The organism is Kribbella yunnanensis (assembly GCF_039529655.1).
Lineage (GTDB): Bacteria > Actinomycetota > Actinomycetes > Propionibacteriales > Kribbellaceae > Kribbella > Kribbella yunnanensis.
Genome location: NZ_BAAANF010000036.1, coordinates 17,895 through 43,167, shown reverse-complemented (window position 1 = coordinate 43,167; position 25,273 = coordinate 17,895). Strand labels below are relative to the sequence as shown.

The following is a 25,273-nucleotide window of genomic DNA, read 5'->3' as shown; positions in this document are numbered from 1 at the left end:
GACGTACTGAAGGGCGCGGCCCTGCTGTGTCGTCAGGCGACCTGGCGCAGGTGGCGCACTGCCAACTGCTGATAGTTGTACGCCGCGGAGACCAGCGTCATGTGGTGATGCCAGCCCGGGTACGAGCGGCCCTCGAAGTCCCGCAGACCGAAGTCCCGCTCGAGGCGGCCGATGGTGGTCGCGGTCGTTGTCTGCGCGTCCACCAGTGCGAGCAATTCGCCGAAGGGCCGGTTCGTCATGTTCGTCAGCCAGAGACCCCCGGGACGGCCGCGGTCGTCCTCGGGGCGCGCGAACAGGCGGTAGGTGCGTTGCAGCCCTGGTCTGGTGTGGGTGCGCGGCAGGTAGACGAGGCCGGAGGGGTGTGGCGCGTGACCGGCGCGTCCGTCGAGGAACTGCGCGGCGCGCACCGGCGCACCTTCGGCACACTGCCGGGCGGCCAGATGGCTGCCGGGCTGCAGCAGCAGGTTGTCCGGTACGGCGACCACGAAGTCGTGACCGCGTTCGACCAGTCCGCGGATCATCGCGGAGGTGTCCAGGTATCCGACCATGTCGGCCACCACCGGCAGCGAGTCCTCGGTCGCGTAGAGCGCCAGGCCGTTGGTCAGCTTCAAGGCGTTGGGGATCGCCGATGCGGCCGTCGCGGTGCTCGGGATCCTGGCCTGCCGACGGCGCGCGCTGTCGGACCACTCCTCAGGGATCAGCAGGTTCCAGGCCACCGGCAGGTCGCCGGTGCCCGACGAGAGGAAAGCGCCGATCCCGATCTGGCAGTTGACGGTCCGGCCGGTCTGCCGGATGAACCGGCGGTGCACCCCACAGGACTGCCCGCCGCGCTTCGGGAGCACGACCGGCGCGAGGCTCCAGCACCGGGGCTGGGTGTGCCGCTCGACCCAGCGGGTGATCTCGGTCTGGATGGGTTCCCATTCCCAGGGGCTCGCATTGACGAACTGGTGCAGGGCCTGGGCCGCGGTATCGGAATCGGTGACGGCGGCTGCCATCCGCCGGACCGTCTTCTTGCCCGGTGTCGTGAGGAGTCCCTGCACGTACACCTCGGCCCACCGCCGCTGATCGGCCCTGGGTATTCGTCTGAACAACTGGTCGGTAAATCCGTCGAAGCTCGTCGATCGCGCAGCCGTCACTGAAGTTCCTCCCCTGAGGCCCACCGGGGCTGGTGGACGCCCTCAAGAGAATAAAGAACAACCGCTATGTTTTTTAGGCCTTTCGCGGCACCTCGCTGCAACTTCACCATGTTGCCAAGTCACGTTCGGCAAAAGCTCCCCGGAGTTATCACTTGGGTAATTGTGCAGTTACCGTGCGGGTATTCGGCCAAGCGTTTGGATGGATTGTTTCGACCTGAATTGAATAGTTTCCGGGCTAGCCCAGTTGATCGCGGCGACGGCCCAGAAAAGCTGCTTCGGCAGTGTTCCCGGCGAGGATGATCGCCTGGTCGTAGGCAGCCCGCGAATCGTCGCTGCGGCCGAGCCGGCGGAGGAGATCGGCGCGGGTCGCGTGGTAGGCGTGATAGCCCGACAGCGCCGATTCCAGCTCGTCGATCGCGGCCAGTGCTACCTCCGGCCCATCCAGCTCGGCGATGGCGATGGCTCGGTTGAGCGCCACGACAGGCGAGGGGTCCACGCGGATGAGCTGGTTGTAGAGAGCGACGATCTGCGACCAGTCGGTGTCCCAGACATCGCGAGCCGACGTGTGGACGGCGTTCACCGCCGCGAGGATCTGATACCGCCCGGGGGCGACACCGGCGGCCAGGCGTTCGCGGACGAGCTGATGCCCTTCCGCGATCAGCTCGGCGTCCCAGACTCCGCGGTCCTGCTCCCCGAGCGGAACCAGCTCCCCGGTCGCCGACACCCTCGCCGTACGGCGGGCTTCGGTCAGCAGCATCAACGCCAGCAACCCCGCGACCTCGCCGTCGGTGGGCAGCAGCCCGCGGATCAGACGGGTCAGGCGGATCGCCTCGGCGGTGAGGTCCGCGCGGACCGGATCGGTATCGGGGCCGGTCGCGAGATAGCCCTCGTTGAAGACCAGGAACAACACCGCGAGTACGCCGGTCACTCGCGCCGGAAGGTCCTCTGTCGCCGGGACCCGGTACGGGATCTTGGCCGCCTTGATCTTCGCCTTCGCGCGGGTGATCCGCTGGCCCATCGTGGTTTCCTGCACCAGGAACGCCCGCGCGATCTCCGGCACGGTCAGCCCACCGACCATCCGCAACGTCAACGCCACCCGCGTCTCCGGTGCCAGCGCCGGATGGCAGCACGTGAAGATCAGCCGCAGCCGCTCGTCGTCGATCACGCCGAGCGGCTCGACAGGTTCGTCGTACGCGAGCTGAGCCTCCTTCTGCCGGTCGTCGCGCTTGCTCTCCCGCCGGAGCCGGTCGATGGCCTTCCGGTTCGCCGTCGTCGTCAGCCACGCACCTGGATTGGGCGGTACGCCGTCACTCGGCCACCGCTCCACCGCCACCGCGAACGCCTCGGCCGCAGCCTCCTCGGCCACATCCAGATCCCCGAACCGCCGAGCCAGCCCGGCCACCACCCGAGCCCACTCCTCGCGGTGGACCCGGCTGATCGCGTCATCCACGGAAACAGCCACCTCGACAAGTTAATGCAAATAGGGTGGAGGGCATGGCAACGGTCAGGCAGTTTCAGGTGACGTTCGACTGCGCAGAACCCGAGCGGGTAGCGCGGTTCTGGTGCGAGGTGCTCGGGTACGAGGTGCCCCCGCCCCCGAAGGGGTTCGCGTCCTGGACCGAGTTCGACCAGTCGCTCCCGGCGGAGAGCCAGGGCTCCGCGTTCGCCTGCGTCGACCCCACCGGCGTCGGACCGCGCCTGTTCTTCCAGCGCGTCCCCGAGGGCAAGGTCGTCAAGAACCGCGTGCACCTCGACGTCCGCGCCGGAACCGGCCTCGTCGGCGACGAGCGCCTCGCCACCCTCCAGGCCGAATCCGACCGCCTCGTCGCACTTGGCGCCGTACAAGGCCAGATCCTGTACGCCGACGGCATCAACGAGTCGTGCATCAACATGCAGGACGTCGAGGGCAACGAGTTCTGCCTCGACTAGTCGGGGTTGTGCCAGAGGCGGGACTCGAACCCGCACGCCCAAGGGCACCGGCACCTAAAGCCGGCGTGTCTGCCGTTCCACCACTCTGGCCAGGGAAAAGCTCCCCTAGGACAGACATCCTAGGGGAGCGGGTTGCGTCAGCGGCTCTGCAGGGCGTCGATGAACACCTGGCGGAGGTCGCTGGGGTTGTCGGCGACGTAGGAGCGGCCGCCGGTGGCCTGGGCCAGGCGGCTGAGCTCGTTGGCGTTGACGTCCGGGCCCATACCGAGGGCGATGATGCGGACCGGGCGGTCGGGGTCGTTGAGACTCTGCAGGCTGCGGATGGTCGCGTCCAGGTCGGAGCTGCCCGGGTCGTCGTTCTTGCCGTCGGTGAACAGCAGGATCGAGTTGACCGCGTTCGGGTCGTAGTTGCTGCGCACCGCGCGGACGGCGGCGATCGCGGTCTGGTAGAGACCGGTGCCGCCGTTCGGGATCGGCTTCTGCTGCTTCAGGACGTTGCCGATCGTGTTGCGCTGCTTCGGTGACAGCGGCGCGATCGGAACCAGCTTGTTGTAGTCGGCGCCGTCCTTGCCGACGTTCGAGGAGAACGTCCACAGGCCGAGGGAGGCGCTGTCCGGGAACAGCGAGAGGCCGCCGCTGGCCGCCTCGATGGTGAGCTGCATCCGGGTCTTGTTGCCGACCTTCTCCGCCATCGAGCCGGAGACGTCGATCACCGCGAGCGAGTGCGTCGACAGCGAGAGCCGGCTCCAGGTGCCGAGCGTGCGGTCGATCGAGTCGGCGTTCGGCTTCGGGAGCTGGTTGATCTCACCGACGCCACGGCCGCCGCTGAGCTGACCGAGCAGCTGGTCGCGGAAGCCGGCCTGGTCGCGGGCCTGGCCGGCGGCGTCGCCGATCATCTCCCCGCCGAGTGTCTTGGCTGCCTCGGTCGCCTTGGCGGTGTCGCCCTTGGCGGTGACCACGACCGGGTAGTCGAGTGAGAGCGTGCCGGTGGCCGGCATGACGGCCTTGAGCTCGCCCTCGGGGTGCTCTTCCTGGTACTTCACGAACGCCTGCTCGGAGGCCGGGACGATGACGTCGCTGCCCTCCTGGCTGGCGCGGCCGAAGAGCGCGTTCACATCGGTGAACGGCTTGGGCATCGAGCCGAGACGCTGCGCGAGCGGTACGACGACGTTGTTCACCGTGGTGTTGGACGTCGAGGTCTGCTGCCGCTCGGCCTGGATCGCCAGCAGCGTGAGCGCACCGGGCGACGTACCCAAGGGGTCGAGCAGGGCCGGCTGCGCGCCGCCGAGAGCCCGCAGCCAGGACGAGGTGTCGGCGAAGTTCGTGTTGCGGCCGACCAGGACCATCGGCGAGCTGGCGACCGACGGTACGGCGACGGACGGGACGGTCTCGCCGTCGTCGGCCTGGGAGACCCAGAGTGAGGAGTCCGGGATCCAGATGTCGGGGCGGTCGTCGGCACCGGTCGCGAGGCTCCGGGCGACCTTGGCCGCCGGCGTACCGGTGATGGTGAACTGCAGGCACGGAACGCCGTCCTTGCCGCCCTTGGCCGACAGCGACTTGGCCGCGGTCTCGATGGCGGGCTGCAGTTCGGGTGCGGTGGTCAGCTTGATCTGCGTGGGGTCGTCGCAGGATTTACCCCCGAGGATCCCGTCGGAGCCGGACTCCGAGCCGAAGGACCGGACTACGAAGACGCCGCCGATCGACAGCACCAGTAGTCCGACCGCGGTGATGTACACCGGCCGGCGGTTGTTGTTGCTCTTGTTACTTCGCGTTACCGCAGAGGAATGCTTTCCCATCGTGGTTGGTCCCTCCCTCCCAGAGGCTCACTGCGCGCGCAGAGTACCCGGTTTCGGCAGGTCAGAGCGAAGTTCACAACGAACCGAAACGGCTTCTCCGGAATACTGCAAGGGGCTCCGGAGTACTGCTCGTTCACAGGAAAGCGGGAAATCTCACGGTGGGTGATGCCGTAGCTGCGGATCGCTGAACTAGCGGTGTGATCCAAATCACACCAGCCGGACCGGCCTCTGGACCGCTCACATGAAACGGTCGAAGGTTTCCCTCCGCAAACGGCATCCGGCCGGTGAATCAGCAACCAGGTCTACAGCCCCAGATCACGCCGCAACTTGGCCACGTGGCCGGTCGCTTTCACGTTGTACTGCGCGACCGCGATCTTGCCGTCCGGGTCGACCACGAACGTCGACCGGATCACCCCGGTCACCTTCTTCCCGTACATGGTCTTCTCCCCGAAGGCGCCGTACGCCGTCAGCGTTTCCTTCTCCGGGTCGCTGAGCAGCGGGAACGTCACGCCGTCGCGCTCGCGGAACTTGGCCAGCTTGGCCGGCTTGTCGGGGGAGATCCCCAGTACGGCGTACCCGGCGGCCTGCAGTGAGTCCAGCGAGTCGCGGAAGTCGCAGGCCTGCTTGGTGCAGCCCGGGGTCATCGCGGCCGGGTAGAAGTAGACGATCACGTTCTTGCCGCGCAGGTCCTTCAGCGCGACGTCGTTGCCGTCGGCATCCTGGAGGGTGAAATCAGGTGCGGTGTCACCGACGGACAGACGTTCGGACATCAGGCCCTCCACGGATCGAGTGAGATGCCCGCAATGTTACGTGCGTGAAAACTCTGACCGGGTCGCAGGGGGCACGCCTCTCGTTCCAGGTGCGGACAAGGCTTTCGTGAGTGAGGATGCGGAGATGAGCCGCCGCCCGGAACCTCAGTTGTTCGCCGGATACCTCGATCCGCGCCGGCCGCATGCCGATGCGTACGACGAGATGTTCGATCCGGTCGATGGTGTCCGGACGGCGTACAAGCGGCTGCACGATTCGCTCAGCCCGTTGCAGCCGGGGGACCTGACGACGCGGTCCGAGGCGCTGGATCGCGCACTGGTCGACCAGGGCATCACCTTCAGCCTGTCCGGTCAGGAGCGGCCGTTCCCGCTCGACCTGGTGCCACGGGTGATCACGGCCTCGGAGTGGGCTCGGCTGGAGCGCGGCATCGTGCAGCGGGTGCGCGGGCTGGAGGCGTTCCTGGCTGACATCTACGGCGACCAGCAGATCGTGAAGGACGGCGTACTGCCGCGCCGGCTGATCACCTCCTGCGAGCACTTCCACCGGCAGGCCGCTGGCATCGTCCCGCCGAACGGCGTCCGGATCCACGTGGCCGGGATCGACGTGGTGCGCGACGAGCAGGGCGACTTCCGGGTGCTGGAGGACAACCTGCGTAGTCCGTCCGGGGTGTCCTATGTGATGGAGAACCGCCGGACGATGGCGCGAGTCTTCCCGGACCTGTTCGCCAAGCACCGGGTGCGGCCGGTCGGCGACTATGCGGTGCACCTGCTCAGATCACTCCGCGCTGCGGCACCACCGGGTGCCACTGACCCGAATGTCGTCGTGCTGACGCCAGGTGTCTTCAACTCGGCGTACTTCGAGCACTCGCTGCTGGCACGGCAGATGGGTGTCGAGCTGGTCGAGGGGCGCGACCTGTTTGCCCGGAACAACGTCATCTACCTACGGACCACCGAGGGCGAGCAGCGGGTCGATGTGATCTACCGGCGGATCGACGACGACTTCCTCGACCCTGTGCACTTCGTACCGGACTCCGTGCTCGGTGTCGCGGGCCTGGTGAACGCGGCACGTGCGGGCAATGTGGTGATCGCCAACGCGATCGGAAACGGTGTGGGTGACGACAAGCTCGTCTATACGTACCTGCCGGAGATCCTGAAGTACTACCTCGGTGAAGCGCCGCTGCTGCCCAACGTGGACACCTACCGGTGCTGGCTGCCCGCTGAACACGACGAGGTGCTGGACCGGCTCGACGAACTGGTCACCAAGCCTGTGGAGGGTTCTGGCGGCTATGGCATCGTCTTCGGACCGGATGCCTCGCCCAAGGAGCTGCAGGCCCAGCGGCGCCGGATCAAGACGAATCCGCGCGGGTGGATCGCGCAGCCCGTCGTACAGCTGTCGACTGTGCCGACCAAGGTCGGCGGACGGCTCAAGCCACGGCATGTCGACCTGCGGCCGTTCGCGGTCAACGACGGTGACTCCGTCTTCGTACTGCCGGGTGGACTGACCAGAGTGGCGATTCCCGAGGGCAGTCTGATCGTCAACTCGTCGCAGGGCGGTGGATCCAAGGACACCTGGGTTCTGGCGCCACGTGCTTCGACCGGAGTCGCCGAGCTCAGTGGCGCAGGACTCGGTGTGACCTCGGAGGACGCAGCCACTCCGGAACGCGGACCGGAACTCAATATCGCCCAGCAACAGCAGCAACAGTGATGGGGAGGTGCTGACGATGCTCGCACGCAACGCCGAATCGCTGTACTGGATCGGCCGGTACGTCGAACGCGCGGACGACACCGCGCGGATTCTCGACGTCTCGGTTCACCAGCTGCTCGAGGATGCCTCGGTCGACGCCGACACGGCCAGCCGGACACTGCTGCACGTGCTCGGGATCAACCCGCCCGACGGTGCACCGCTGGATGTGTGGGGACTGACCGAGCTGGTCGCCATGTCACCGGAGACCGGCTCGATCATCTCGTCGATCTCCAGTGCCCGGGAGAACACCCGCGTCGCCCGAGAGGTGGTGTCGAGTGAGCTCTGGGAGTGCATCAACGCGACGTACAACGCCGTACCGGAGCGGCAGCGTGCTGCCCGGCGGCTGGGGCCACATGGGTTCCTGACGTTCGTGGAGGACCGGGCGGCGATGTTCGCCGGGCTGGCGGACTCCACGATGAGTCGTGATGACGGGTGGCGGTTCCTGGTGCTGGGGCGCTCGGTGGAGCGGGTCGACATGATCGTCCGGCTGCTGATGTCCCGGGTGGGGGACAAGCCGACGTCTCCCGGGTGGGTGACAGTACTGCGCTCTGCTGGTGCGCACGACACGTATCTGCGCACCTATCGGGGTGCACTCGATGCGTCCCGGGTCGTGCAGTTCCTGCTGCTGGACCGGCTGTTCCCGCGGTCGGCGTTCCACGCGCTGCTGCAGGCCGAGGCGTGCCTGGAGGAGCTCGACCGCGGTCCGACGGCTCGGATCGGTACCGGTGCGGAGGCGTCCCGGTTGCTGGGCAAGGCGCGGAGCGATCTGGAGTTCCTGCGCCCGGCCGAGCTGCTGGACAACCTCACCGGTCGGTTGCAGGCGTTGCAGACCACAGTGCGCGAGGTCGGCGAGGCAGTGTCCCGCCAGTACTTCCACGCCGTGCCCTGGATCGAGTGGAACAACGCGGAGGTGAACCTGTGAAGTGGCGTCTCCGTGTCGTGCACACAACTGGCTACCGGTACGACGGTCCGGTCGCCCAGTCCTATAACGAGGCTCGGCTCACCCCGCGTAGTGACGACCGGCAGAACCTGATGGTTGCGCGGCTGGAGACTGTCCCGGTGACCCGTGCCTACAAGTACACGGACTACTGGGGTACTGAGGTCAATGCCTTCGACCTGTTCACTCCGCACACCGAACTGAAGGTCGTCGCGGCCTCCGTGGTCGAGACGACTGGCCGGCCGCTTCCCGCGGTCGACGCGTCCTGGAACGAGGTGCGGTCGTCGGAGTCCGTCGACCTGTACGCCGAGTACCTCGAATGGACCACCTACGTTCCGAAGCACCGGGAGCTGACCGCTGTGGCTCGCGGACTGCGTAAGGGGCGGACTCCCCAAGAGACCGTGCTTGCGGTCTCCAAGTGGGTGCACGACACCCTCAAGTACCAGCGCGGCACGACAGGGGTGCACTCGTCGGCCATCGACGCGTGGCAGGCCGGTGAGGGCGTGTGTCAGGACTACGCGCACCTCACACTCGCCATGCTGCGTGCCGTCGGTATCCCGAGCCGCTACGTCTCCGGCTACCTGCACACCAAGCCCAACGCGGCAGTGGGTGAAACAGTCGTCGGTGAGAGCCATGCGTGGATCGAAGCGTGGACCGGTGAGTGGTGGGGCTTCGACCCGACCAACGACATTCCGATCGCGCACCGGCACGTCTGGGTTGCCACTGGTCGCGACTACGCCGACGTGTCTCCGTTGAAGGGCATCTACTCGGGTGGTGCGGCCACGGCGATCGAGGTGACAGTGGACATGACCCGGTTAGCCTGAGCCCATGCGGGCGATGACCATCACACCGGGCAAGGCGGACTCCGCGCGGTTGGGTGAGGTGGCAGAGCCGCCGTCCACCGACGGGTCGGTCCTCGTCGAAGCCCTGCTGACAGGTATCTGCGGGACCGACCTCGAGCTGGTGTCAGCTCACTTCGGCTCTGCTCCGCCGGGCTCTGATCAGCTGGTCATCGGCCATGAGTCGCTGGGCCGCGTTCTCGAGGCGCCTGCGGGTTCCGGCTTCGCACCGGGTGACCTGGTCGCCGGAGTGGTCCGCCGGCCCGACCCCGTGCCCTGTCCGGCGTGTGCACGCGGTGAGTGGGACTTCTGCCGCAACGGCCTGTACCGCGAGCGCGGCATCAATTTGATGGATGGGTACGGCGCTGAGCGATGGCGCGTCGACCCCTATTTCGCCGTACCGGTCCCGGCTGAACTCGGAAATCTCGGAGTCCTGGTGGAACCGGCCAGTGTGCTCACCAAGAGCTGGGAACAGATCGATGCGGTCGGGCAGCGGTCCTGGTACGGGCCTGAGCACGTCCTGATCACCGGGGCCGGGCCGATCGGCCTCCTGGCCGCCATGGTCGCGCGGCAACGCGGGTACGACGTCCACGTGCTCGACCGGATGTCCGACGGGCTCAAGCCGGATCTGGTCCGGGCACTCGGGGCCAGCTATCTGACGGACCTCAGCCAGCTGCCCGTCGTACCGGATGTGGTCATCGAAGCGACTGGGGTCGGGCAGGTGGTGTTCGACTGCGCCAAGCTGCTGGGTCCGGCCGGGGTGATGTGTTTGATCGGCATCTCGCCCGGGCCGGCATCGATCGACGTACAGCTCGATGCGCTGGTCCGGCAGCTCGTGGTGCGCAACGTCGCGCTGATCGGTGTGGTGAACGCCGGTAAGCGGCACTACGCCGACGCTGTGGACGTGCTGCAGGCGGCCGATCCGGACTGGCTGGCGCGCCTGATCACCAGGACCGTCCCGCTGTCCGACTGGACGTCGGCGCTGGCCCGGGAGCCGGACGACATCAAGGTGGTCGTGGACATGCAGGGCTGACCTGCGAGGATGGGGGTATGTCGGAGACGAAAGCTCGGACCGCCGAGCAGATCGAAGCGGACATCGCCGCCACCCGGGCCCGGCTGGCCTCGACCGTGGACGAGCTGGTCGACCGCGCGCACCCGAAGAACGTGGCCCTGCGGCAGGTCGAGCAGGCCAAGTCCCAGGTCTTCGACGAAACCGGGCAGCTGCGCACCCAGAAGGTCGTCGCGGTCGCCGGTGCGGCCGTCGGTGTGGTGGCCGTCCTGCTGCTGATCCGTCGCCTGGTGGGACGCCGGTGACTGCTCGCAAGAAGCTGACCGACGACAAGCTGCCGGTCCGGATGCTGCACGACCGCGTCCTGGTCTCGCTGGAGGCCGAGGGTGAGCGGAAGTCGTCGGCGGGCATCCTGATCCCGGCCACCGCCCAGATGGGCCGCCGGCTGGCCTGGGCGAAGGTCGTCGCGATCGGCGCCAACGTCCGGACCGTCGAGGTCGGCGACCGGGTCCTGTTCGACCCGGAGGATCGCGCCGAGGTCGAGGTCCGGGGCGACGACTACATCCTGCTGCGTGAGCGCGATCTGCACGCCGTCGCCTCCAACCGCCTCGAGGACGGCCAGACCGGCCTCTACCTCTGAGACGCCCTCTGATCAGAAGCTGTTCGGGCCGAACCGGAAGATCGCGACCACGACGGCCAGCACCAGGATCACCGCGTTGATGATGATCGGCTGGTTCTCCTTGCGACGGCCGTGCGTGACGATCGCGCCGAGCATGATCACCGCCAGGCCGACCGCGGCCAGCGGCGTCAGGATCGGGGCGATGTCGAGGACGGCAGGCAGGATCAGGCCGATCGCGCCGAGCACCTCGGCCGCGCCGATCAGCTTGATGGTGCCGGCCGAGAAGTCCTCGACCCACTGCATGTTCGGGTTCGCGAGGAGCTTGCGGCGCGACTGCGCCAGCTTGGTCGCGCCCGCCGCCAGGAAGAAGGCGGCCAGGACTCCGGCGAGGATCCACAGAAAGACGTTCATAGCCCACTCTCGGTGATGAGTTGATGTTTCAACCCAAGGTAGGTCGTTAAGACTTGAAGCGTCAACAAATCGCGTAAACTCTTGGCGTGGCGGAGACGAACGAAGACACCCGGTGGCTGGAGCCCCATGAGCTCGCGGCCTGGATGTCCCTGGCCGGACTGATGTTCAAGCTGCCCGGAGCGCTCGACTACCAGCTCCAGCGGGACTCCGGTCTGACCCATTTCGAGTATCTGGTGCTCGCTGGGCTGTCCGAATCACCGGACCGGTCCCGGCGGATGAGTGATCTGGCCGGATTCGCCAACGGCTCGCTGTCGCGGCTGTCACATGTGGTCAAACGGCTGGAGCGGCGCGGCTTCGTCGTACGGCGTCCTGCTGCGGACGACGGCCGGATCACCGTCGCCACGCTGACGGATGCCGGCTACGCGTTCCTTGTGGACGCAGCGCCCGGACATGTCGGTACCGTCCGCGAGTATGTGATCGATGCGCTCACGCCGGAGCAACTCGCTCAGCTGAAGGCCATCGCCGACCAGATCCTCCAGAGAGTGGACCCAGGCAAGCCATGCAGCGAATAAGACCGCCCTTCGCCCTCCTGGAGCGGGTTGCGCCTGCTCTGGGCGCCGCACTGCTCTACCGGACGTGGTTCCAGGTCCGCGACGTACCGGAGAAGGTGCGCGCGCCGCGTGCCGGTCTCCCCGAGGCGACGCCGTTTCAGGTCGGCGCAGTGCGCGGACGCGCGTACGGCGAGGGTCCGCTGGTCTACCTGGTCCACGGGTGGGCCGGCTGGGGCCTGCAGCTCGGCGCGTACGTCGCTCCGCTGGTCGAGCAGGGTTTCCGGGTCATCACGTACGACGCCCCGAGCCATGGGGACGCGGATCCCGGAGAGCTGGGCCCAGGCAGGTCCACCATGCTGGAAGCCGCGGAAGCCCTCCAAGCCGTCGTGGCTGAGCACGGCCCGGCGCACGGCCTGATCGCGCACTCCGGCGGCGCCGTTGCGACTGCGCTGGCGCTGCGGGCCGGCCTGAAGGTTGAGCGCATGGTGTTTGTTGCCGCAGCCACCGACTTCAGCGAGACACTCGACCAGTTCGCGGCGCTGCTCGGATTCGGACCGCGGATCCGCGCTGGGTTCTTGTCGCGCTTCAAGCGGGACTTCGGACCCCTCGAGGATTTCGCGTTGCCGAAGGTGATCGCCGGGCTAGACCTGCCGCCGCTGCTGCTGATTCACGACCGCGCTGACCCGGAGACGTCGTACCAGGGGAGTGTTGCGCTGCTCGACCAGTGGCCGGGTTCACGGCTGGAAACGAGTGATGGGCTGGGGCACCGGCGAGTGCTGCGGGATGCGGCGCTGGTGCAGCAGGCGGTGGACTTTCTCGCGGAGCGGGCGCCCGGGGATGGGCCGGCGGTTGTGCGGGAGACAATGGGGGAGTGAAATTCGAGACCTCCAGCCGGTTGCCCGACTTCCCGTGGGACAAGCTCGCCCCCTACAAGGCCAAGGCGGCCGCCCATCCGGACGGCATCGTCGACCTGTCCGTGGGCAGTCCCGTCGACCCGGTGCCCGCTCTGGTGCAGAAGGCGCTGGCTGACGCGGCGAACGCACCGGCGTACCCGACCACCATCGGCACGGCGTCCGCTCGGCAGGCCGCTGTCGATTGGATGGCCCGCCGGCTCGGAGTGGTCGGCGTGGACCCGCAGGACGGCGTACTGCCGGTCATCGGGACCAAAGAGCTGATCATGATGCTGCCGACGCTCCTCGGTGTCGGTGCTGGGGACACAGTGCTGATCCCCGACCTGGCGTACCCGACGTACGAGGCCGGTGCGGCGCTGGTGCGCGCAACCAGCGTGCCGGTGGCGGACCCGACGGCGTACGACGGCGGTCCGGTCCGGGTCGCCTACTTGAACTCGCCGCGCAACCCGTCTGGGCAGATCACGCCTGCGGAAGATCTGCGGCGGGCTGTCGAGTGGGCGCGGGCGAACGACGTACTGCTGGTGAGTGACGAGTGCTACGCCGAGTTCGGCTGGGACGAGAAGCCGGTGTCGGTGCTGCACCCCGACATCTGCGGTGGGAGCTTCGACAACCTGCTTGCGGTGCACTCGCTCTCCAAGCGCTCCAACCTGGCCGGCTACCGGGGCGGATTCGTCGCGGGTGACGAGACGGTGGTCGCGGAGCTGCTCGCGGTTCGCAAGCACGCCGGGCTGATGGTGCCGTCGCCGATTCAGGCGGCCATGGCTGCTGCGTTCGCCGATGACACCCATGTGGACGAGCAGCGCGAGCGCTACCTCCGTCGCCGTACCCTCCTGCGCGATGCGCTCACCGGGGCGGGCTGGAACATCACCCTGTCCAACGGCGGGCTCTACCTGTGGGCCGACCACCCGACGTACGACTCCTACGCGTCGGTGGCCGCTCTTGCTGAGCACGGCATCCTCGTCGCGCCGGGCACTTTCTACAGCCCGGACGCCGATCACCACATCCGGGTCGCGCTGACCGGTACCGACGAGCGCGTCGAGGCTGCGGCTGCCCGGCTCAGCAGCTAACTTCAAAAGATGTATTACCTTTCAGTATTTCTTCGCTTACACTCCGAAGATGGGTGAGTTCGAGCGATACGGACGGCTGACCGCGGGCTTGGATGCCCCGTTCGCCGTGGTGGATCTGGCCGCGTTCCGGCGGAACGCGGACGATTTGGTCCGCCGAGCCGCCGGGACGCCGATCCGGGTCGCGTCCAAGTCGGTGCGGTGCCGCCCGCTGCTCGCGGCCGCGCTGGAGCGGCCCGGGTTCCACGGGGTGATGGGTTACTCGCTGGTGGAGGCGCTCTGGCTGGCCGAGAACGGTGTCGACGACATCCTGCTCGGCTACCCGACCGCGCACCGCACTGCGCTGCGCGAGCTGGCCGCCAACCCCGAGGCGGCCGCGAAGATCACGCTGATGATCGACTCACCTGAGCACCTGGCGTTCATTCGGTCGGTGACCGCTGGTGCTGATGCCAAGATCCAGGTTGCGCTCGATGTCGACGCGTCGCTGCGGGTCTTCGGCCAGCACCTCGGCGTACGGCGTTCGCCGCTCCGCACCCCGGATGACGTCACCGCGCTGGCTCGCCAGGTTGTCGCGGACGACGCGTTCGAGCTGACCGGCGTGATGTTCTACGAGGCGCAGATCGCCGGTCTGCCCGACACGTCCCCGGCTGTGCGCTGGGTGAAGCGTCGCTCTGCCGCTGAGCTCGCGGACCGGCGTGGTGCGGTGGTGGACGCGGTCAAGCAGCTCGGTCCGCTGCGGATCGTGAACAGCGGTGGAACCGGCAGCCTGGAGATCAGCAGCGCCGACCCGGTCGTCACCGAGGTTACCGCCGGTTCCGGCCTCTACGGTCCGACCCTGTTCGACAAGTACGACATCTTCCAGCCCGAACCCGCGGTCGCGTACGCCCTGGACGTCGTACGTCGCCCCGCGCCCCGGATCGCCACCCTCTTCGGCGGCGGCTATGTCGCCTCCGGCCCCGCCAAGAAATCCCGCCTGCCATCACCCGCTTGGCCGGCCGGCCTGAAGCTTTTGGGCACAGAAGGTGCCGGAGAAGTGCAGACTCCGGTCCTTGGAAAGTCCGCCGACGGCCTGCATCTTGGAGATCGAGTCTGGATGCGCTACGCGAAGGCGGGGGAAATGTTCGAGCGATTCGAGGTCGTCCACGCGATCGACGGCGACGTGATCACCGAGCTGAAGACCTACCGAGGTGAGGGGCGGAACTTCGGATGAGCCACACCTTTCGGAACTGGTCGGGTACTGAGGCGGCCACCGGGGTTGAGGTGCTGCGGCCGGGGTCGGTTGACGAACTGGCTGCGGCGGTCAAGGCTGCGGCTGAGCAGGGCAAGAAGCTCAAGGCGGTTGGTTCCGGGCACTCGTTCACTGGTTGTGCGGTGCCTGAGCAGGTGATGGTCCGGCTCGATGGGTTGTCCGCGATCACCAATGCTGACCAGGAGTCTGGGCGCGTCACGGTCGGCGCGGGGACCGGGCTGCGCAAGTTGAATGCCGGGTTGGCCGCATTCGACCTTGCGATGGCGAACCTCGGCGACATCGACAAGCAGACCATCTCCGGCGCGATCTCCACCGGCACGCACGGGACCGGCGCTCGCCTCGGCGGCATCGCCACTCAGATCGCCGCGCTCGACCTGGTCACGGCCGACGGTTCCGTCCTGCATTGCTCGCCGGAGGAGAACGCCGACGTCTTCAACGCGGCCCGAGTGTCGGTCGGCGCGCTCGGGGTGATCAGTTCGATCACCCTGCAGACCGTTCCCGCGTATCTGCTGCGTGCGCAGGAGATGCCGCTGCCGCTGGCCGAAGTGCTGGACGGTTTCGATCAACTTGCCGATGGCAACGATCATTTCGAGTTCTACTGGTTCCCGCACACCGACATCGCGCTGACCAAGCGCAACAACCGGGTCGCCGCGGGCGTCGGACCGTCGCCGGTCAACGCGATCCGCGGCTGGGTCGACGACGAGCTGCTCTCCAACCGCGTCTTCGAGCTCACCAACCGGCTGGCGATGCGACGGCCGACGCTGGTGCCGCGAATCAACCGGTTGGCATCCCGCGCCCTCTCCGCCCGCGAGTACGTCGATGCGTCGTACAAGGTGTTCTGTTCCGAGCGCAACGTGCTGTTCCGCGAGTCCGAGTACGCCGTACCGCGTGAGCATGTGGTCGAGGTGCTGCACCGGCTTCGGCGCTGGATCGATGACTCGGGCCACCATTTCCCGTTCCCCATCGAGGTCCGGGTGGCTGCGGCCGACGACATCTGGTTGTCGACCGCGTCGGGTCGCGACACGGCGTACATCGCGATCCACCAGTACCACCGGCTGCCGCACGACCATTACTTCCAGGCCTTCGAGCGGATCGTCGCCGAGTACCAAGGGCGCCCGCACTGGGGCAAGCTGCACACCCTGGGTGCCGACGACCTCCGCGCTCGCTACCCGTACTTCGACGACTTCCTCGCCGTGCGCGATCGGGTAGACCCCGGCCGCACGTTCAGTAACCCGTACACGCGCAAGGTCTTCGGCGACTAACCTGCACGTCATGAGTGCTTCGGAGGGATTGCAGCCGGTCGACGAGGACTGGCAGAAGGCGCTGGCCGTGGTCGCGCATCCGGACGACCTGGAGTTCGGGTCGGCGGCGGCGATCGCGCGCTGGACCGCGCAGGGCAAGGAGATCGTGTATGTCCTGCTCACGTCGGGGGAGGCCGGGATCGACGGGATCGCACCGGACGAGTGCGGCCCGCTCCGCGAGGCCGAGCAGATCGAGTCGTCGCGGATCGTGGGAGTGTCGGCGGTCGAGTTCCTCGGTCAACCCGACGGCACGATCGAGTACGGCGTACCGCTGCGGCGCGTGATCGCCGAGGTGATCCGCCGGCACCAGCCAGAGATCGTGATCACGAACAACTTCCGCGACACCTGGGACGGCGACGTACTGCTGAACCAGGCCGACCACATCAACACCGGCCGCGCCACGTTGGACGCTGTCCGCGACGCGGCCAACCGCTGGATCTTCCCCGACGCCGGTGAGCGCTGGGGTGGCGTCAAGCAGGTCTGGGCGGCCGGCTCGCCGAACTCGCGGCATGCCGCCGACACCACCGACACGTTCAGCATCGGTGTCGAGTCCCTGAAGGCGCACAAGGCCTACATCGACGGCCTCAACTGGCCGCACTTCGACGCCGAGGAGTTCCTCGAAGGAACTTCCCGTCCCACCGGCACCGCGTTGGGCACCAAGTACGCCACCCGCTTCGAGGTCTTCACCCCGTAGCGCCAGGTCCGGTCGCGCAGGTGGGAGCATCGCGCGGTCGGCGGGCACGCCGAACTGTCCGCCGACCGCTCGGCTCAATCTGTCGGCAGCTCCTGCGCGGCCCGCAGCTGTGGAGGCGTCGGCTTCGGCCTCCGCGGTTCGCGATCTCCGGCGGGGTCGCCGGGACCACCCTGCGGTCCCATCCAGGAACGCACCAGGGTGCGCCCGTGTTTACGGGTGAGCCGGAGTAGGTCCACTCGCTCGACCTCGGTGGCCGCGATGCCGAGCTGGAACAGCGTCCGCTGCGCCATCGCGTAGGCCTGGTCCTGTTTGCGGGCCGAGGACTTGTGCTCGAGAACGATCGCGATCTTCCCGTCGGGCAACTCGTCGAGTCGCTGGAACCGCAGTCCGCGGTCGAGCGGGTACGAGGTGAGCGACAGGGCGACGTACTCGGGCTCGGTCAGACGGCGTACCGGCTTGGCGTGCGCTATCACTTCGTACCTGGACATACTTCGATCATGCGTCGCCTGGTCGCGGAACTCCAGAAATCAGAGCTGGAGGATCCGCTGCGCCTCGGCCAACACAGCCGGCGAGGTCAGCGACTGCCAGCGCGGAATCTGCTCCTGCAGGAACGGGCGCAGCTTGTCCGCGAGCTTCGGGGCGTGGTCGAGAACGTCGAGCTCGTTGACGATCGTGAGGTCGACGAACTCCCGCAGCTGCTCACCACTCAGCTCCTCCGAAGTACCGGTGAAGCGGTCGGTGACCGTGCGGTGCTCGGCCAGATCGCGCCAGCTGGTCTCGCGGTCGCAGGCGCCGTACCGATAGACGAGCAGCTCGGCCTCCGGGCCGATCACCGACTCGAGCACCGGCCGCTCGGTCTGCCAGTCGAACAGATGGGTCGGGAACCCGTCCGTCCCGTACGCCGCATGCGCGAGCCCCGCCAGCGTCAGTGTCTCGGACGCACCCAACGTGGTGAGCCGCTTGGCGACGCGATGCAGATGCACGTAGAGGCTTCCGCCGGCGTGGTCGATCTCGTCGGCACCGCGGACCAGCAACAACGAACCCAAGTCCTGGAAAGTGCTCATCTGACCCCTTCTCGGCGCCGGCCCAGGCACCAACCGTAAGGCCACAGGCCGCCGATCGCCCACCACCCCGGCGTGCCGATTCGGTCACACCCAGTTCACCCGCCGTTCCCGAGCCACCGTGCGCCCGCGACCGAAGCCGCCCTGCACAAGGGAACCCCCGGAGCGCACCCCGGACCGGCCCCTGAAACCCGCGCAATCCCCTTTCGCGCACGACCTGCCGCGCGCCACGATTTCCTCATGAGCAACACCGCAGCCCGCTGGACCCTGATCGCGGCCTTGGCCGTCCTCACGCTCCTCACGATCACCATCACCACGCGCCTCGACGGCGCCCTCGACAAGCCGGCTCAGTCCACCGGACAGTCAGCTAGTAGGTGACGTGATCGGCAGTAGCACCCGGCTTGTCTCCTGCAGCAGTAATGGCAGGTACGGGTTCGGGTTGTGCACAGCCCACATGAGCGCCAGCTGATTCGGCGGCGCGTCGACCAAGGGCAGCCACACCAGTCGCGGGTGCGCGAAGTACGTGACCGTCGACGCCGGCGCGATCCAGCAGCCGTGACCCGCGGCCACCAGATGCAGGCACTCCTCCGGAGTCCGCCCCTCAGGCCCGAACACCGCCCGCGACCCGTCGGGGCGGGGATCGATGAACCAGAAGCTGACGACAGCCTCGGGCATCCCCTCGCGCGGCCCAACTACCGGTACGTCGGCCAGGTCGGCGATCGTCAGGCTGTTCCGCCCGGTCAACGGGTGCCCGGGCGGTAGCGCGACCCAGCGGTCCTCGGCGAAGAGCGGGTGGATGACGAACCGCGGATCGTCGCCGATCGGCAGCCACAGGAACGCAGCATCGGCGCGACCCTCGACCAGGGCGTCGATCTCGTCCGGCAGGGTGTGCGAGGCGATCGGCTGCACCTCGAGATCCGGTGCCTGTCGACGCAGCGCCGCCTCGACCGCCGGCATGAAGTGTGCGGTGCTCTGCGCCTTGAACGCGATCCGCAGTGGTTCGGACCGGCCGGCCGCGACCATCCGGGCCTCGGACATCATCGCCTCGGCGGACGACAGCAGTGCCTCGCCCTGTTTCAGGACGACCTGGCCGGCCGCGGTGAGCTCGATTCCCGACGGCAGCCGCACGACGAGCGGCGTACCGACGACGCGCTCGAGCTGACGGATCTGCCCGCTGACTGCCTGCTGGGTCAGATTCAGTCGCCGGGCGGCCCGCGTCATGCTGCCGTCCTCGGAGACGGCGGCCAGCGCCTGCAGGAGGCGCAAGCTCAGATCCACCTCTGCATCCTGTCACAACGAAATCTTGTGACCTCCCCAACAAGTCTCTGTTTCCGTTCAGTCGGATCACGCCGGACGATCGGAACAAGGCGACTTGATGGGAGAAAGTAAGTATGACGCTGCAGGGGAAAACCGCGCTCGTCACCGGCTCGTCGAAAGGGCTGGGCCGGGCGATCCTGCTCCGGCTCGCCGGGCAGGGTGCGAATGTCGTGGTCAACTATTCGCGCGACGAGAGCGCCGCGGCCGAGGTTCAGGCGGCCGCGGAGGCACTCGGCGTACAGGCGATCACGGTCGCGGCCGATGTGTCCCAGGTGGACGGGATCACTCAGGTCTTCGACGCCGCGATGAAGGCGTTCGGCCGGATCGACATCGTGGTCGCGAACGCGGGGATGGAGAAGGTGAACATCCCGGTCACCGACGTGACCGAGGACGACTTCGACCTTCTCTTCCGGGTCAACACCAAGGGCCCGTACTTCGTCCTGCGCGAGGCGGCTCGCCGGATCGCGGACAACGGCCGGATCGTCACGATCTCGTCGAACACCACCACCGTCCCGCAACTCGGGGTCGGTCTCTACGGCACGAGCAAGGTGGCCACCGGATACCTGGCCCGGGTGCTCGCGCTCGAACTCGGACCACGCGGCGTGACCGTGAACACCGTCGTACCGGGTCCGATCGACGGCGCCGGCATCTTCACCGACCCGGCGAACGACGAGTACAAGCAGAGCCTGATCGAGATGGTGCCGATCGGGCGCCTCGGTACGACGGAGGACGTGGCGGGCGTCGTGGCGTTCCTGACCAGCGACGACGCCGGCCTGATCACCGGCCAGCAACTGGTCGCCGACGGCGGAATGCACTGAAAGGGTTTTTGATGACCATGCGAGCAGCTCAAGTTCAGCAGCCCGGCGGCCCCTTCGTGGTAACGGATGTAGCCATCCCGGAGCCGGCACCCGGGCAGATCCGGGTGAAGGTCTACGCGTGCGGGATCTGCGGCGGTGACGCCATCCCGCGCAACGCTCTCTTCGGCACTGTCTTGCCGCGCACCCCCGGCCACGAGATCGCCGGCGTGGTCGACGCGGTCGGCGAAGGCGTGACGCTCTGGACGGTCGGCGAGAAGGTCGGCGTCGGCTGGTCCGGTGGCGTCGACTTCACCTGCGAGTTCTGCCGCCGCGGCGACTTCACGAACTGCGTCCAGCACACAATCGTCGGCACGTCGTACGACGGCGGTTACGCCGAATACATGGTCGCTCCGCAGGATGCGGTCGCGCGGATCCCCGAGGGGTTGTCCTTCGAGGAAGCAGCCCCACTGATGTGTGGCGGGATCACCGCCTTCAACGCCCTCCGCCACGCCAAGGCCGGACCGGGCGACCTGGTCGCGATCCAAGGCGTCGGCGGTGTCGGACACCTCGCGATCCAGTTCGCCGACAAGATGGGCTTCCGCACAGTCGCGATCAACCGCGGCCGCGACAAGGAGGAGCTAGCCCGCCGACTAGGCGCCGACGACTACATCGACAGCACCGAAGGCGACGCCGGCGAAGCCCTCAAAGCGCTAGGTGGAGCAGCCGCCGTACTGGCCACCGTCTCCCGAGCCGAACTCCAATCCGACCTCATCAAAGGCCTTCGCCCCAACGGCCAACTCATCGTCCTAGAAGGCTCCGACCCCATCCAAGTCACTGGCCACGACCTGGCCGACACCCGCCTCACCGTCTCCGGCTGGTACTCCGGCGTAGCCCAGGACTCCGAAGACACCCTCAACTTCGCCGTCCTCAAAAACATCCGCCCCATCATCGAGACCTACCCCCTCGAAGAAGCCGAAGCCGCCTGGCAACATCAGCCGAAAGCCAACCTCCGCATAGTCCTCCAAACCCAGCCCAGCTGAGCGTTACTTCGCCTCGAGGCGGTAGCGCTGGCAGGGACCGTTCCAGTAGTCCCACAGGATGAGCGCAGCGCCCGCCTCGGGCCAGCAGCCGGCCACGTCTACAGCCTTGCCGGTTCGGGTGTCGAACACCAAGATCCTGATCAAGACGACCACCGCGGTGGTTCTGGGCACGGCCTGCGGCTCGGCGTCATCAACCAGAAGATCAACGCACGGTATCCGGGGCGACGGAACCAGCCCGGCACCTGCCACTACGCGATGGGCCTGACTATCTGCAACAGATAGTCAGGCTGTGAGGTACTCGGGTTACATCGGGTCTTCGCAGCGGATGCCGGAGCACGGGTTCTTCGGCGGTGGGTAGTAGACGAGTTGTCCGAGCTGCTGCCAGCGGGACAGTCCGTTGGCGCCGTAGGTGGGGCCGGCGTAGTACTCGCTCTGCAGGGTCACCGAGGGCGTGTACGCGGTAGCCAGCCAGGACCTTCTCTCGTCGAAGGTGTCCGGCTTGTGGATCGACAACCAACTGGGGTCGTGCTGCTTCGTGGTGAAGAAACCCCTGGCGTTCGGGAAGCCACAGTCCATCAGGACGGGCTTCTTGCTCGCCCCCACCACGCCGATGCACTTGCGGTACTGGGTGTTCTCGATCCAGGCGGTCGTGGAGGAGACAGTGGTGATCTTCCAGCTCTGTGTCGTCCGGGCGCCCGTACACGGTCGCGTCGTCAGGGATAGATCGGTGTCGACCACGTCGAGGCACAGGTTCTCGCGGCCATCGCCGTACTGGCCGCCGTTGCGCAACCACGTCACCGTGACGGTGTCCGCGCTGGCCGGCACCGCACCCCGCACGCCCGCAAGGATGCCCAAGGCCGCGAGGGTGACCGCGCCGGCCCCCGCGACCACCTTCTTCGTCAGTGAGATCTTCATAGCCGAGATCGTCGTCACAACCTGTTTCACCGACGTCTCGCGCCGATCTCACGAGGTCGCAACGAGCGCAGCCCTGACCCCTGACAGCCGGTCGCCGGCCCGGCGGTCACCTTGAGACCCCACCAACCATCTAACCCCCCCCGAAGCGGTCGAACCGTGCTCAAGGTCAACCAGCCGACTCACCTTGGGCACCCCTCAACCACCTCCCGGCCGCGCACATGGTTGACCCGTGCTCAACGTCGTACCGGCCACAACCCGGGGGTGGGCGTAGCCGGCGGGGGCCGTGGACAGGTAATACCTTGTTCAGGGCCACTGGATCTTGTTCACGCCCCCGGTCCGATGCGCGAGAGGTGTCGATGAGGTTGCTGTTGAGTTCCTGGTTCCTGACCCCTGACAACCAGCCGTTGGTGCTTTCCGGGGGCCGGGCTGGAATCGTGCTGAATGCGCTTGATGGGTACGGCGTATCGCGCGCTCGCGACTATGGCCGGGAGAGCCGCACTCTGGAGTCCTTTGGGTACTCCTGTGAGGAGCTCGATCTCCGCGAGTACTTTGCAGGGCCCGAGGAACTCACTGAACGCCTGGGCGGCCTCGACCTCGTCTGGGTCCTGGGTGGGAACGCGTTTGTGTTGGCTCGGGCGATGACTCGGGCGGGATTTCGGGCGGCTGTTCAGGAGCAGGGGCAGCGGACGGACTTCGTGTACGGCGGGTATTCGGCGGGGGCCTGTGTCGCCGGGCCGGATCTTCAGGGGATCGAGCTGATGGATGAGCCGGGCGTTCTGCCCGCGGGGTATTCATCGTCGACTCGACCGGAGTGCCTCGGGCTGGTGCCGTTTCGGATCGTTCCGCACTGGCGGTCTGAACATGCTGAGACGGAAGGGGCGGAGCTAGCCGCGGCCTATCTCGCCGAGCGCGGGTTGGAGCATCGACGGCTGCGGGACGGGGAGATGCTGGAGCTGCACGACATCAGCTGAGTAAAGACCGCAGCCCAGATGCGCGGGGCACCTGGGCTGCGGGGGCGATGTGCGTCCTGGGAAGAGGACGAGCATCGGCGGGTCTTGGTCGCCAGGGAAGGTGGCTGCCAGGACCGGAGAGTCCGGCCGGCGAGGGCCAGACAACGGGTGGGTGGGTCAGGAGAGGTCGGCGAGTGCCTGGCGGGCGGCCTCTAGCTCGGCTTCGAGGGCGGCGACCTTGGCGGCCTGCTGGGCGCGGGCCTCTTCGATGACCTCGTCGAGCGGGGTCGAGAGGTCCTCGTGCAGCTCCTTGGCGGCGCGCGAGACGGCCGCGGCGGCAACTGCCACGCCGCGGGCCAGGTAGGTCGAGCCCTGCTTGAGCTCGGCGGTCCATTCGCCGTCGGCGGTGCCGGTGACGGTGAGCGTCAGCTCGATCGTCTTGGTCTTCTTGGCAGCGGTCTTCTTGGCCGGCGCCTTCTTCGGAGCCGGGGCCGGAACCTCGGACTCAGCCTCGGCGTCGGGGGCCGAGAAGGATGCAGCCGGGGTGGTGTCGGCGGTGACGGGAGTGTCGACGTCGTCCGACGGCGTTTCTACTGCCAGAGTGTCTACAGTCATCGTTGCGGCGATCTCCTTAGTAACGTCGCCCGCGGTGAGCGGGCTGGCACTGTGCGAACATTAGAACATACGTTCGACCCCAACGCCAACCCGCCCGCGTGTCGCAAGACCTAGGACTTCGTCTCCGAACGGTCGCCCGACCACTCCAGGTGGAAGGTTCCCTCGGCGTCGACGCGCTTGTAGGTGTGCGCCCCGAAGAGGTCGCGCAGACCCTGGATCAGCGCCGCCGGCAGCCGGTCCGCACGCAGGCCGTCGTAATACGACAGTGCCGCCGAGAAGCCCGGAGCCGGTACGCCGGCCGTGGCTGCGGTCGCGACAACGCGACGCCAGGCGTCCTGGCCGTTGGCGACGGCGTCCTTGAAGTAGTCGTCGACGAGCAGTGACGGCAGGGCCGGGTTCCGGTCGTAGGCCTCCTTGATGCGGTCCAGGAAGCGGGCCCGGATGATGCAGCCGCCGCGCCAGATCGTCGCCATCGCGCCGAGGTCGACATTCCAGTCGTACTGCTCGGAAGCGGCCCGGATCGCGTCGAAGCCCTGCGCGTAGGCGACCAGCTTGGACGAGTAGAGCGCGTGCCGCACGTCCTCGATGAACGCGTCCCGATCCACGTCCACCTTCGCCGACGCCGGCCCCGGCAGTACGCCGGCCGCCGCCTCACGCCGTACGACGTCGCCCGACAGCGACCGTGCGAACACCGCCTCCGCCATGCCGCTCACCGGGATGCCCAGGTCGAGTGCGGACTGCACCGTCCACCGTCCGGTGCCCTTCTGCTCCGCCTGGTCCAGTACGACGTCCACGAACGCCCCGCCCGTGGTGGGGTCGACCTGGCTGAGGACGTCGGCGGTGATCTCGATCAGGAAGGACTCGAGGTCGCCGGTGTTCCACTCGCGGAACACGTCGGCCAGCTCGGCCGGGGACAGGCCCAGGACGCGACGGAGCAGGTCGTACGCCTCGGCGATCAGCTGCATGTCGGCGTACTCGATGCCGTTGTGCAGCATCTTCACGAAGTGACCGGCGCCGTCCGGGCCGACGTGCACGCAGCACGCTTCGCCGTTCACATGCGCGGAGATCTTGGTCAGGATCGGGCCCAGTGCTGCGTAGGACTCCTTGGAGCCGCCGGGCATGATGCTCGGGCCGTTGAGTGCGCCCTCCTCGCCACCGGACACGCCGCTGCCGACGAAGTGCAGGCCCTTCTCGCTCAGCGCCTTCTCGCGGCGCCGGGTGTCCAGGAAGTGTGCGTTACCGGCGTCGATGACGATGTCGCCCTGGTCCAGCAGCGGGACGAGCTCGTCGATGACGGCGTCGGTCGGCTCGCCGGCCTTGACCATGATGATGATCTTGCGCGGCTGCTCGAGCGCCTCGACCAGCGCGGGCAGATCGGCGGCCGCGGTGAAGTCACCCTCGTGCCCGAACTCCTCGATCAGCGCGTCCGTGCGGCCCTGGGACCGGTTGTGGACGGCGACGCGGAACCCGTTGCGCGCCAGGTTCCGGGCCAGGTTGCGCCCCATCACGGCGAGGCCGGTGACGGCGATCTCGGCTTTTGCCCCCGACCGGGGTGGTGGGGTGGGGTCGGCAATTGCAGAGCTCATCGATTTACTCCCGCAGTCTCAAGGTGTGTGCGGAC

29 protein-coding genes and 1 tRNA gene are annotated in these 25,273 nt (G+C 67.6%); 17 read left to right on the top strand and 13 right to left on the bottom strand.

What is annotated here, in order from left to right:
• Positions 1–32: 32 nt before the first annotated feature.
• Both ABD231_RS40990 and ABD231_RS40985 read right to left on the bottom strand, forming a co-directional pair.
• A complete protein-coding gene (locus ABD231_RS40990; protein WP_344165568.1) occupies positions 33–1,136 on the bottom strand; it encodes an IS701 family transposase in 1,104 nt (367 codons plus the stop codon).
• Positions 1,137–1,371: 235 nt separating this feature from the next.
• Entirely contained in the window at positions 1,372–2,598 is a 1,227-nt protein-coding gene (locus ABD231_RS40985; protein WP_344165565.1) for an RNA polymerase sigma factor, read from the bottom strand.
• A 32-nt stretch (positions 2,599–2,630) separates the two neighbouring features.
• Between ABD231_RS40985 and ABD231_RS40980 the strand changes: the two genes are divergently transcribed.
• A complete protein-coding gene (locus tag ABD231_RS40980; protein ID WP_344165562.1) occupies positions 2,631–3,065 on the top strand; it encodes a VOC family protein in 435 nt (144 codons plus the stop codon).
• Between the two features lie 9 nt (positions 3,066–3,074).
• Here the strand turns inward: ABD231_RS40980 and ABD231_RS40975 are convergent.
• From ABD231_RS40975 to bcp, 3 genes are all read right to left on the bottom strand, one after another.
• Positions 3,075–3,155: transfer RNA gene (locus ABD231_RS40975), tRNA-Leu, on the bottom strand.
• 47 nt (positions 3,156–3,202) lie between these two features.
• Positions 3,203–4,861, bottom strand: coding sequence for a substrate-binding and VWA domain-containing protein (locus tag ABD231_RS40970; protein WP_344165559.1), 1,659 nt, complete (start codon positions 4,859–4,861; stop codon positions 3,203–3,205).
• A gap of 302 nt (positions 4,862–5,163) precedes the next feature.
• Complete coding sequence (gene bcp / locus ABD231_RS40965; protein ID WP_344165556.1) at positions 5,164–5,631, bottom strand: thioredoxin-dependent thiol peroxidase; 468 nt, start codon at positions 5,629–5,631, stop codon at positions 5,164–5,166.
• Positions 5,632–5,755: 124 nt separating this feature from the next.
• Between bcp and ABD231_RS40960 the strand changes: the two genes are divergently transcribed.
• The 6 genes from ABD231_RS40960 to ABD231_RS40935 are packed head-to-tail and all read left to right on the top strand — an operon-like array spanning position 5,756 to position 10,797.
• Positions 5,756–7,333 (top strand): circularly permuted type 2 ATP-grasp protein, encoded by a 1,578-nt coding sequence (locus ABD231_RS40960; RefSeq protein ID WP_344165553.1) that lies wholly within the window; start codon positions 5,756–5,758, stop codon positions 7,331–7,333.
• A 16-nt stretch (positions 7,334–7,349) separates the two neighbouring features.
• The gene (locus ABD231_RS40955; protein ID WP_344165550.1) at positions 7,350–8,294 is read left to right on the top strand and encodes an alpha-E domain-containing protein; all 945 of its coding nucleotides are present in this window, start codon (positions 7,350–7,352) and stop codon (positions 8,292–8,294) included.
• On the top strand, positions 8,291–9,133 hold the full coding sequence (locus tag ABD231_RS40950) for a transglutaminase family protein (protein ID WP_344165547.1): 843 nt from the start codon (positions 8,291–8,293) through the stop codon (positions 9,131–9,133). Before ABD231_RS40955 ends, ABD231_RS40950 begins: the two co-directional genes overlap by 4 nt.
• A 4-nt stretch (positions 9,134–9,137) precedes the next feature.
• Positions 9,138–10,181 carry a glucose 1-dehydrogenase gene (locus ABD231_RS40945; protein ID WP_344165544.1) on the top strand — a complete coding sequence of 348 codons (1,044 nt, stop codon included), beginning with the start codon at positions 9,138–9,140 and terminating at the stop codon, positions 10,179–10,181.
• 17 nt (positions 10,182–10,198) lie between these two features.
• Positions 10,199–10,462 carry a DUF3618 domain-containing protein gene (locus tag ABD231_RS40940; RefSeq protein WP_344165541.1) on the top strand — a complete coding sequence of 88 codons (264 nt, stop codon included), beginning with the start codon at positions 10,199–10,201 and terminating at the stop codon, positions 10,460–10,462.
• A complete protein-coding gene (locus ABD231_RS40935) occupies positions 10,459–10,797 on the top strand; it encodes a GroES family chaperonin (protein WP_344165538.1) in 339 nt (112 codons plus the stop codon). Before ABD231_RS40940 ends, ABD231_RS40935 begins: the two co-directional genes overlap by 4 nt.
• 12 nt (positions 10,798–10,809) lie before the next feature.
• Here the strand turns inward: ABD231_RS40935 and ABD231_RS40930 are convergent, their stop codons facing one another.
• The gene (locus ABD231_RS40930) at positions 10,810–11,187 is read right to left on the bottom strand and encodes a DoxX family protein (RefSeq protein ID WP_344165536.1); all 378 of its coding nucleotides are present in this window, start codon (positions 11,185–11,187) and stop codon (positions 10,810–10,812) included.
• A gap of 86 nt (positions 11,188–11,273) precedes the next feature.
• Between ABD231_RS40930 and ABD231_RS40925 the strand changes: the two genes are divergently transcribed.
• Genes ABD231_RS40925 through ABD231_RS40900 form a run of 6 tightly spaced genes read left to right on the top strand, consistent with a single transcriptional unit; the run spans position 11,274 to position 16,957 of the window.
• Positions 11,274–11,759: a MarR family winged helix-turn-helix transcriptional regulator gene (locus tag ABD231_RS40925; protein ID WP_344165534.1), complete on the top strand. Its 486-nt coding sequence runs from the start codon at positions 11,274–11,276 to the stop codon at positions 11,757–11,759.
• The gene (locus ABD231_RS40920; protein ID WP_344165532.1) at positions 11,747–12,613 is read left to right on the top strand and encodes an alpha/beta fold hydrolase; all 867 of its coding nucleotides are present in this window, start codon (positions 11,747–11,749) and stop codon (positions 12,611–12,613) included. The genes ABD231_RS40925 and ABD231_RS40920 overlap by 13 nt, the downstream gene beginning before the upstream one ends.
• The gene (gene dapC, locus ABD231_RS40915; protein WP_344165529.1) at positions 12,610–13,716 is read left to right on the top strand and encodes a succinyldiaminopimelate transaminase; all 1,107 of its coding nucleotides are present in this window, start codon (positions 12,610–12,612) and stop codon (positions 13,714–13,716) included. Before ABD231_RS40920 ends, dapC begins: the two co-directional genes overlap by 4 nt.
• A 49-nt stretch (positions 13,717–13,765) precedes the next feature.
• On the top strand, positions 13,766–14,923 hold the full coding sequence (locus ABD231_RS40910) for an amino acid deaminase/aldolase (RefSeq protein WP_344165526.1): 1,158 nt from the start codon (positions 13,766–13,768) through the stop codon (positions 14,921–14,923).
• The gene (locus ABD231_RS40905; protein WP_344165523.1) at positions 14,920–16,224 is read left to right on the top strand and encodes a D-arabinono-1,4-lactone oxidase; all 1,305 of its coding nucleotides are present in this window, start codon (positions 14,920–14,922) and stop codon (positions 16,222–16,224) included. Before ABD231_RS40910 ends, ABD231_RS40905 begins: the two co-directional genes overlap by 4 nt.
• A gap of 10 nt (positions 16,225–16,234) precedes the next feature.
• Positions 16,235–16,957, top strand: coding sequence for a PIG-L deacetylase family protein (locus ABD231_RS40900; RefSeq protein ID WP_344165520.1), 723 nt, complete (start codon positions 16,235–16,237; stop codon positions 16,955–16,957).
• 74 nt (positions 16,958–17,031) lie between these two features.
• On the opposite strand, the gene ABD231_RS40895 is transcribed toward ABD231_RS40900, so the two are convergent.
• Entirely contained in the window at positions 17,032–17,445 is a 414-nt protein-coding gene (locus ABD231_RS40895; RefSeq protein WP_344165517.1) for a hypothetical protein, read from the bottom strand.
• 39 nt (positions 17,446–17,484) lie between these two features.
• Complete coding sequence (locus tag ABD231_RS40890; RefSeq protein WP_344165514.1) at positions 17,485–18,021, bottom strand: DUF6817 domain-containing protein; 537 nt, start codon at positions 18,019–18,021, stop codon at positions 17,485–17,487.
• A gap of 237 nt (positions 18,022–18,258) precedes the next feature.
• Here ABD231_RS40890 and ABD231_RS40885 point away from each other — a divergent pair, with 237 nt between their 5' ends.
• A complete protein-coding gene (locus ABD231_RS40885; protein WP_344165511.1) occupies positions 18,259–18,396 on the top strand; it encodes a hypothetical protein in 138 nt (45 codons plus the stop codon).
• Here the strand turns inward: ABD231_RS40885 and ABD231_RS40880 are convergent.
• The gene (locus tag ABD231_RS40880; protein WP_344165508.1) at positions 18,382–19,296 is read right to left on the bottom strand and encodes a LysR family transcriptional regulator; all 915 of its coding nucleotides are present in this window, start codon (positions 19,294–19,296) and stop codon (positions 18,382–18,384) included. The two genes, ABD231_RS40885 and ABD231_RS40880, sit on opposite strands and share 15 nt — an antisense overlap.
• A gap of 113 nt (positions 19,297–19,409) precedes the next feature.
• On the opposite strand from ABD231_RS40880, the gene ABD231_RS40875 reads away from it, so the two are divergent.
• Both ABD231_RS40875 and ABD231_RS40870 read left to right on the top strand, forming a co-directional pair.
• On the top strand, positions 19,410–20,153 hold the full coding sequence (locus tag ABD231_RS40875; protein WP_344165505.1) for an SDR family oxidoreductase: 744 nt from the start codon (positions 19,410–19,412) through the stop codon (positions 20,151–20,153).
• Positions 20,154–20,164: 11 nt separating this feature from the next.
• Positions 20,165–21,172, top strand: coding sequence for an alcohol dehydrogenase catalytic domain-containing protein (locus ABD231_RS40870; RefSeq protein ID WP_344165503.1), 1,008 nt, complete (start codon positions 20,165–20,167; stop codon positions 21,170–21,172).
• Between the two features lie 3 nt (positions 21,173–21,175).
• Here the strand turns inward: ABD231_RS40870 and ABD231_RS40865 are convergent, their stop codons facing one another.
• Both ABD231_RS40865 and ABD231_RS40860 read right to left on the bottom strand, forming a co-directional pair.
• The gene (locus tag ABD231_RS40865) at positions 21,176–21,316 is read right to left on the bottom strand and encodes an RICIN domain-containing protein (RefSeq protein ID WP_344165500.1); all 141 of its coding nucleotides are present in this window, start codon (positions 21,314–21,316) and stop codon (positions 21,176–21,178) included.
• A 159-nt stretch (positions 21,317–21,475) separates the two neighbouring features.
• Complete coding sequence (locus ABD231_RS40860; RefSeq protein ID WP_344165498.1) at positions 21,476–22,087, bottom strand: hypothetical protein; 612 nt, start codon at positions 22,085–22,087, stop codon at positions 21,476–21,478.
• 356 nt (positions 22,088–22,443) lie between these two features.
• On the opposite strand from ABD231_RS40860, the gene ABD231_RS40855 reads away from it, so the two are divergent.
• A complete protein-coding gene (locus tag ABD231_RS40855; RefSeq protein ID WP_344165495.1) occupies positions 22,444–23,058 on the top strand; it encodes a Type 1 glutamine amidotransferase-like domain-containing protein in 615 nt (204 codons plus the stop codon).
• A 156-nt stretch (positions 23,059–23,214) separates the two neighbouring features.
• Here the strand turns inward: ABD231_RS40855 and ABD231_RS40850 are convergent, their stop codons facing one another.
• Together ABD231_RS40850 and gndA are read right to left on the bottom strand one after the other, a co-directional pair.
• Complete coding sequence (locus tag ABD231_RS40850) at positions 23,215–23,652, bottom strand: DUF6319 family protein (RefSeq protein WP_344165492.1); 438 nt, start codon at positions 23,650–23,652, stop codon at positions 23,215–23,217.
• A gap of 110 nt (positions 23,653–23,762) precedes the next feature.
• Positions 23,763–25,238, bottom strand: coding sequence for an NADP-dependent phosphogluconate dehydrogenase (gene gndA / locus ABD231_RS40845; protein WP_344165489.1), 1,476 nt, complete (start codon positions 25,236–25,238; stop codon positions 23,763–23,765).
• Positions 25,239–25,273: the final 35 nt, after the last annotated feature.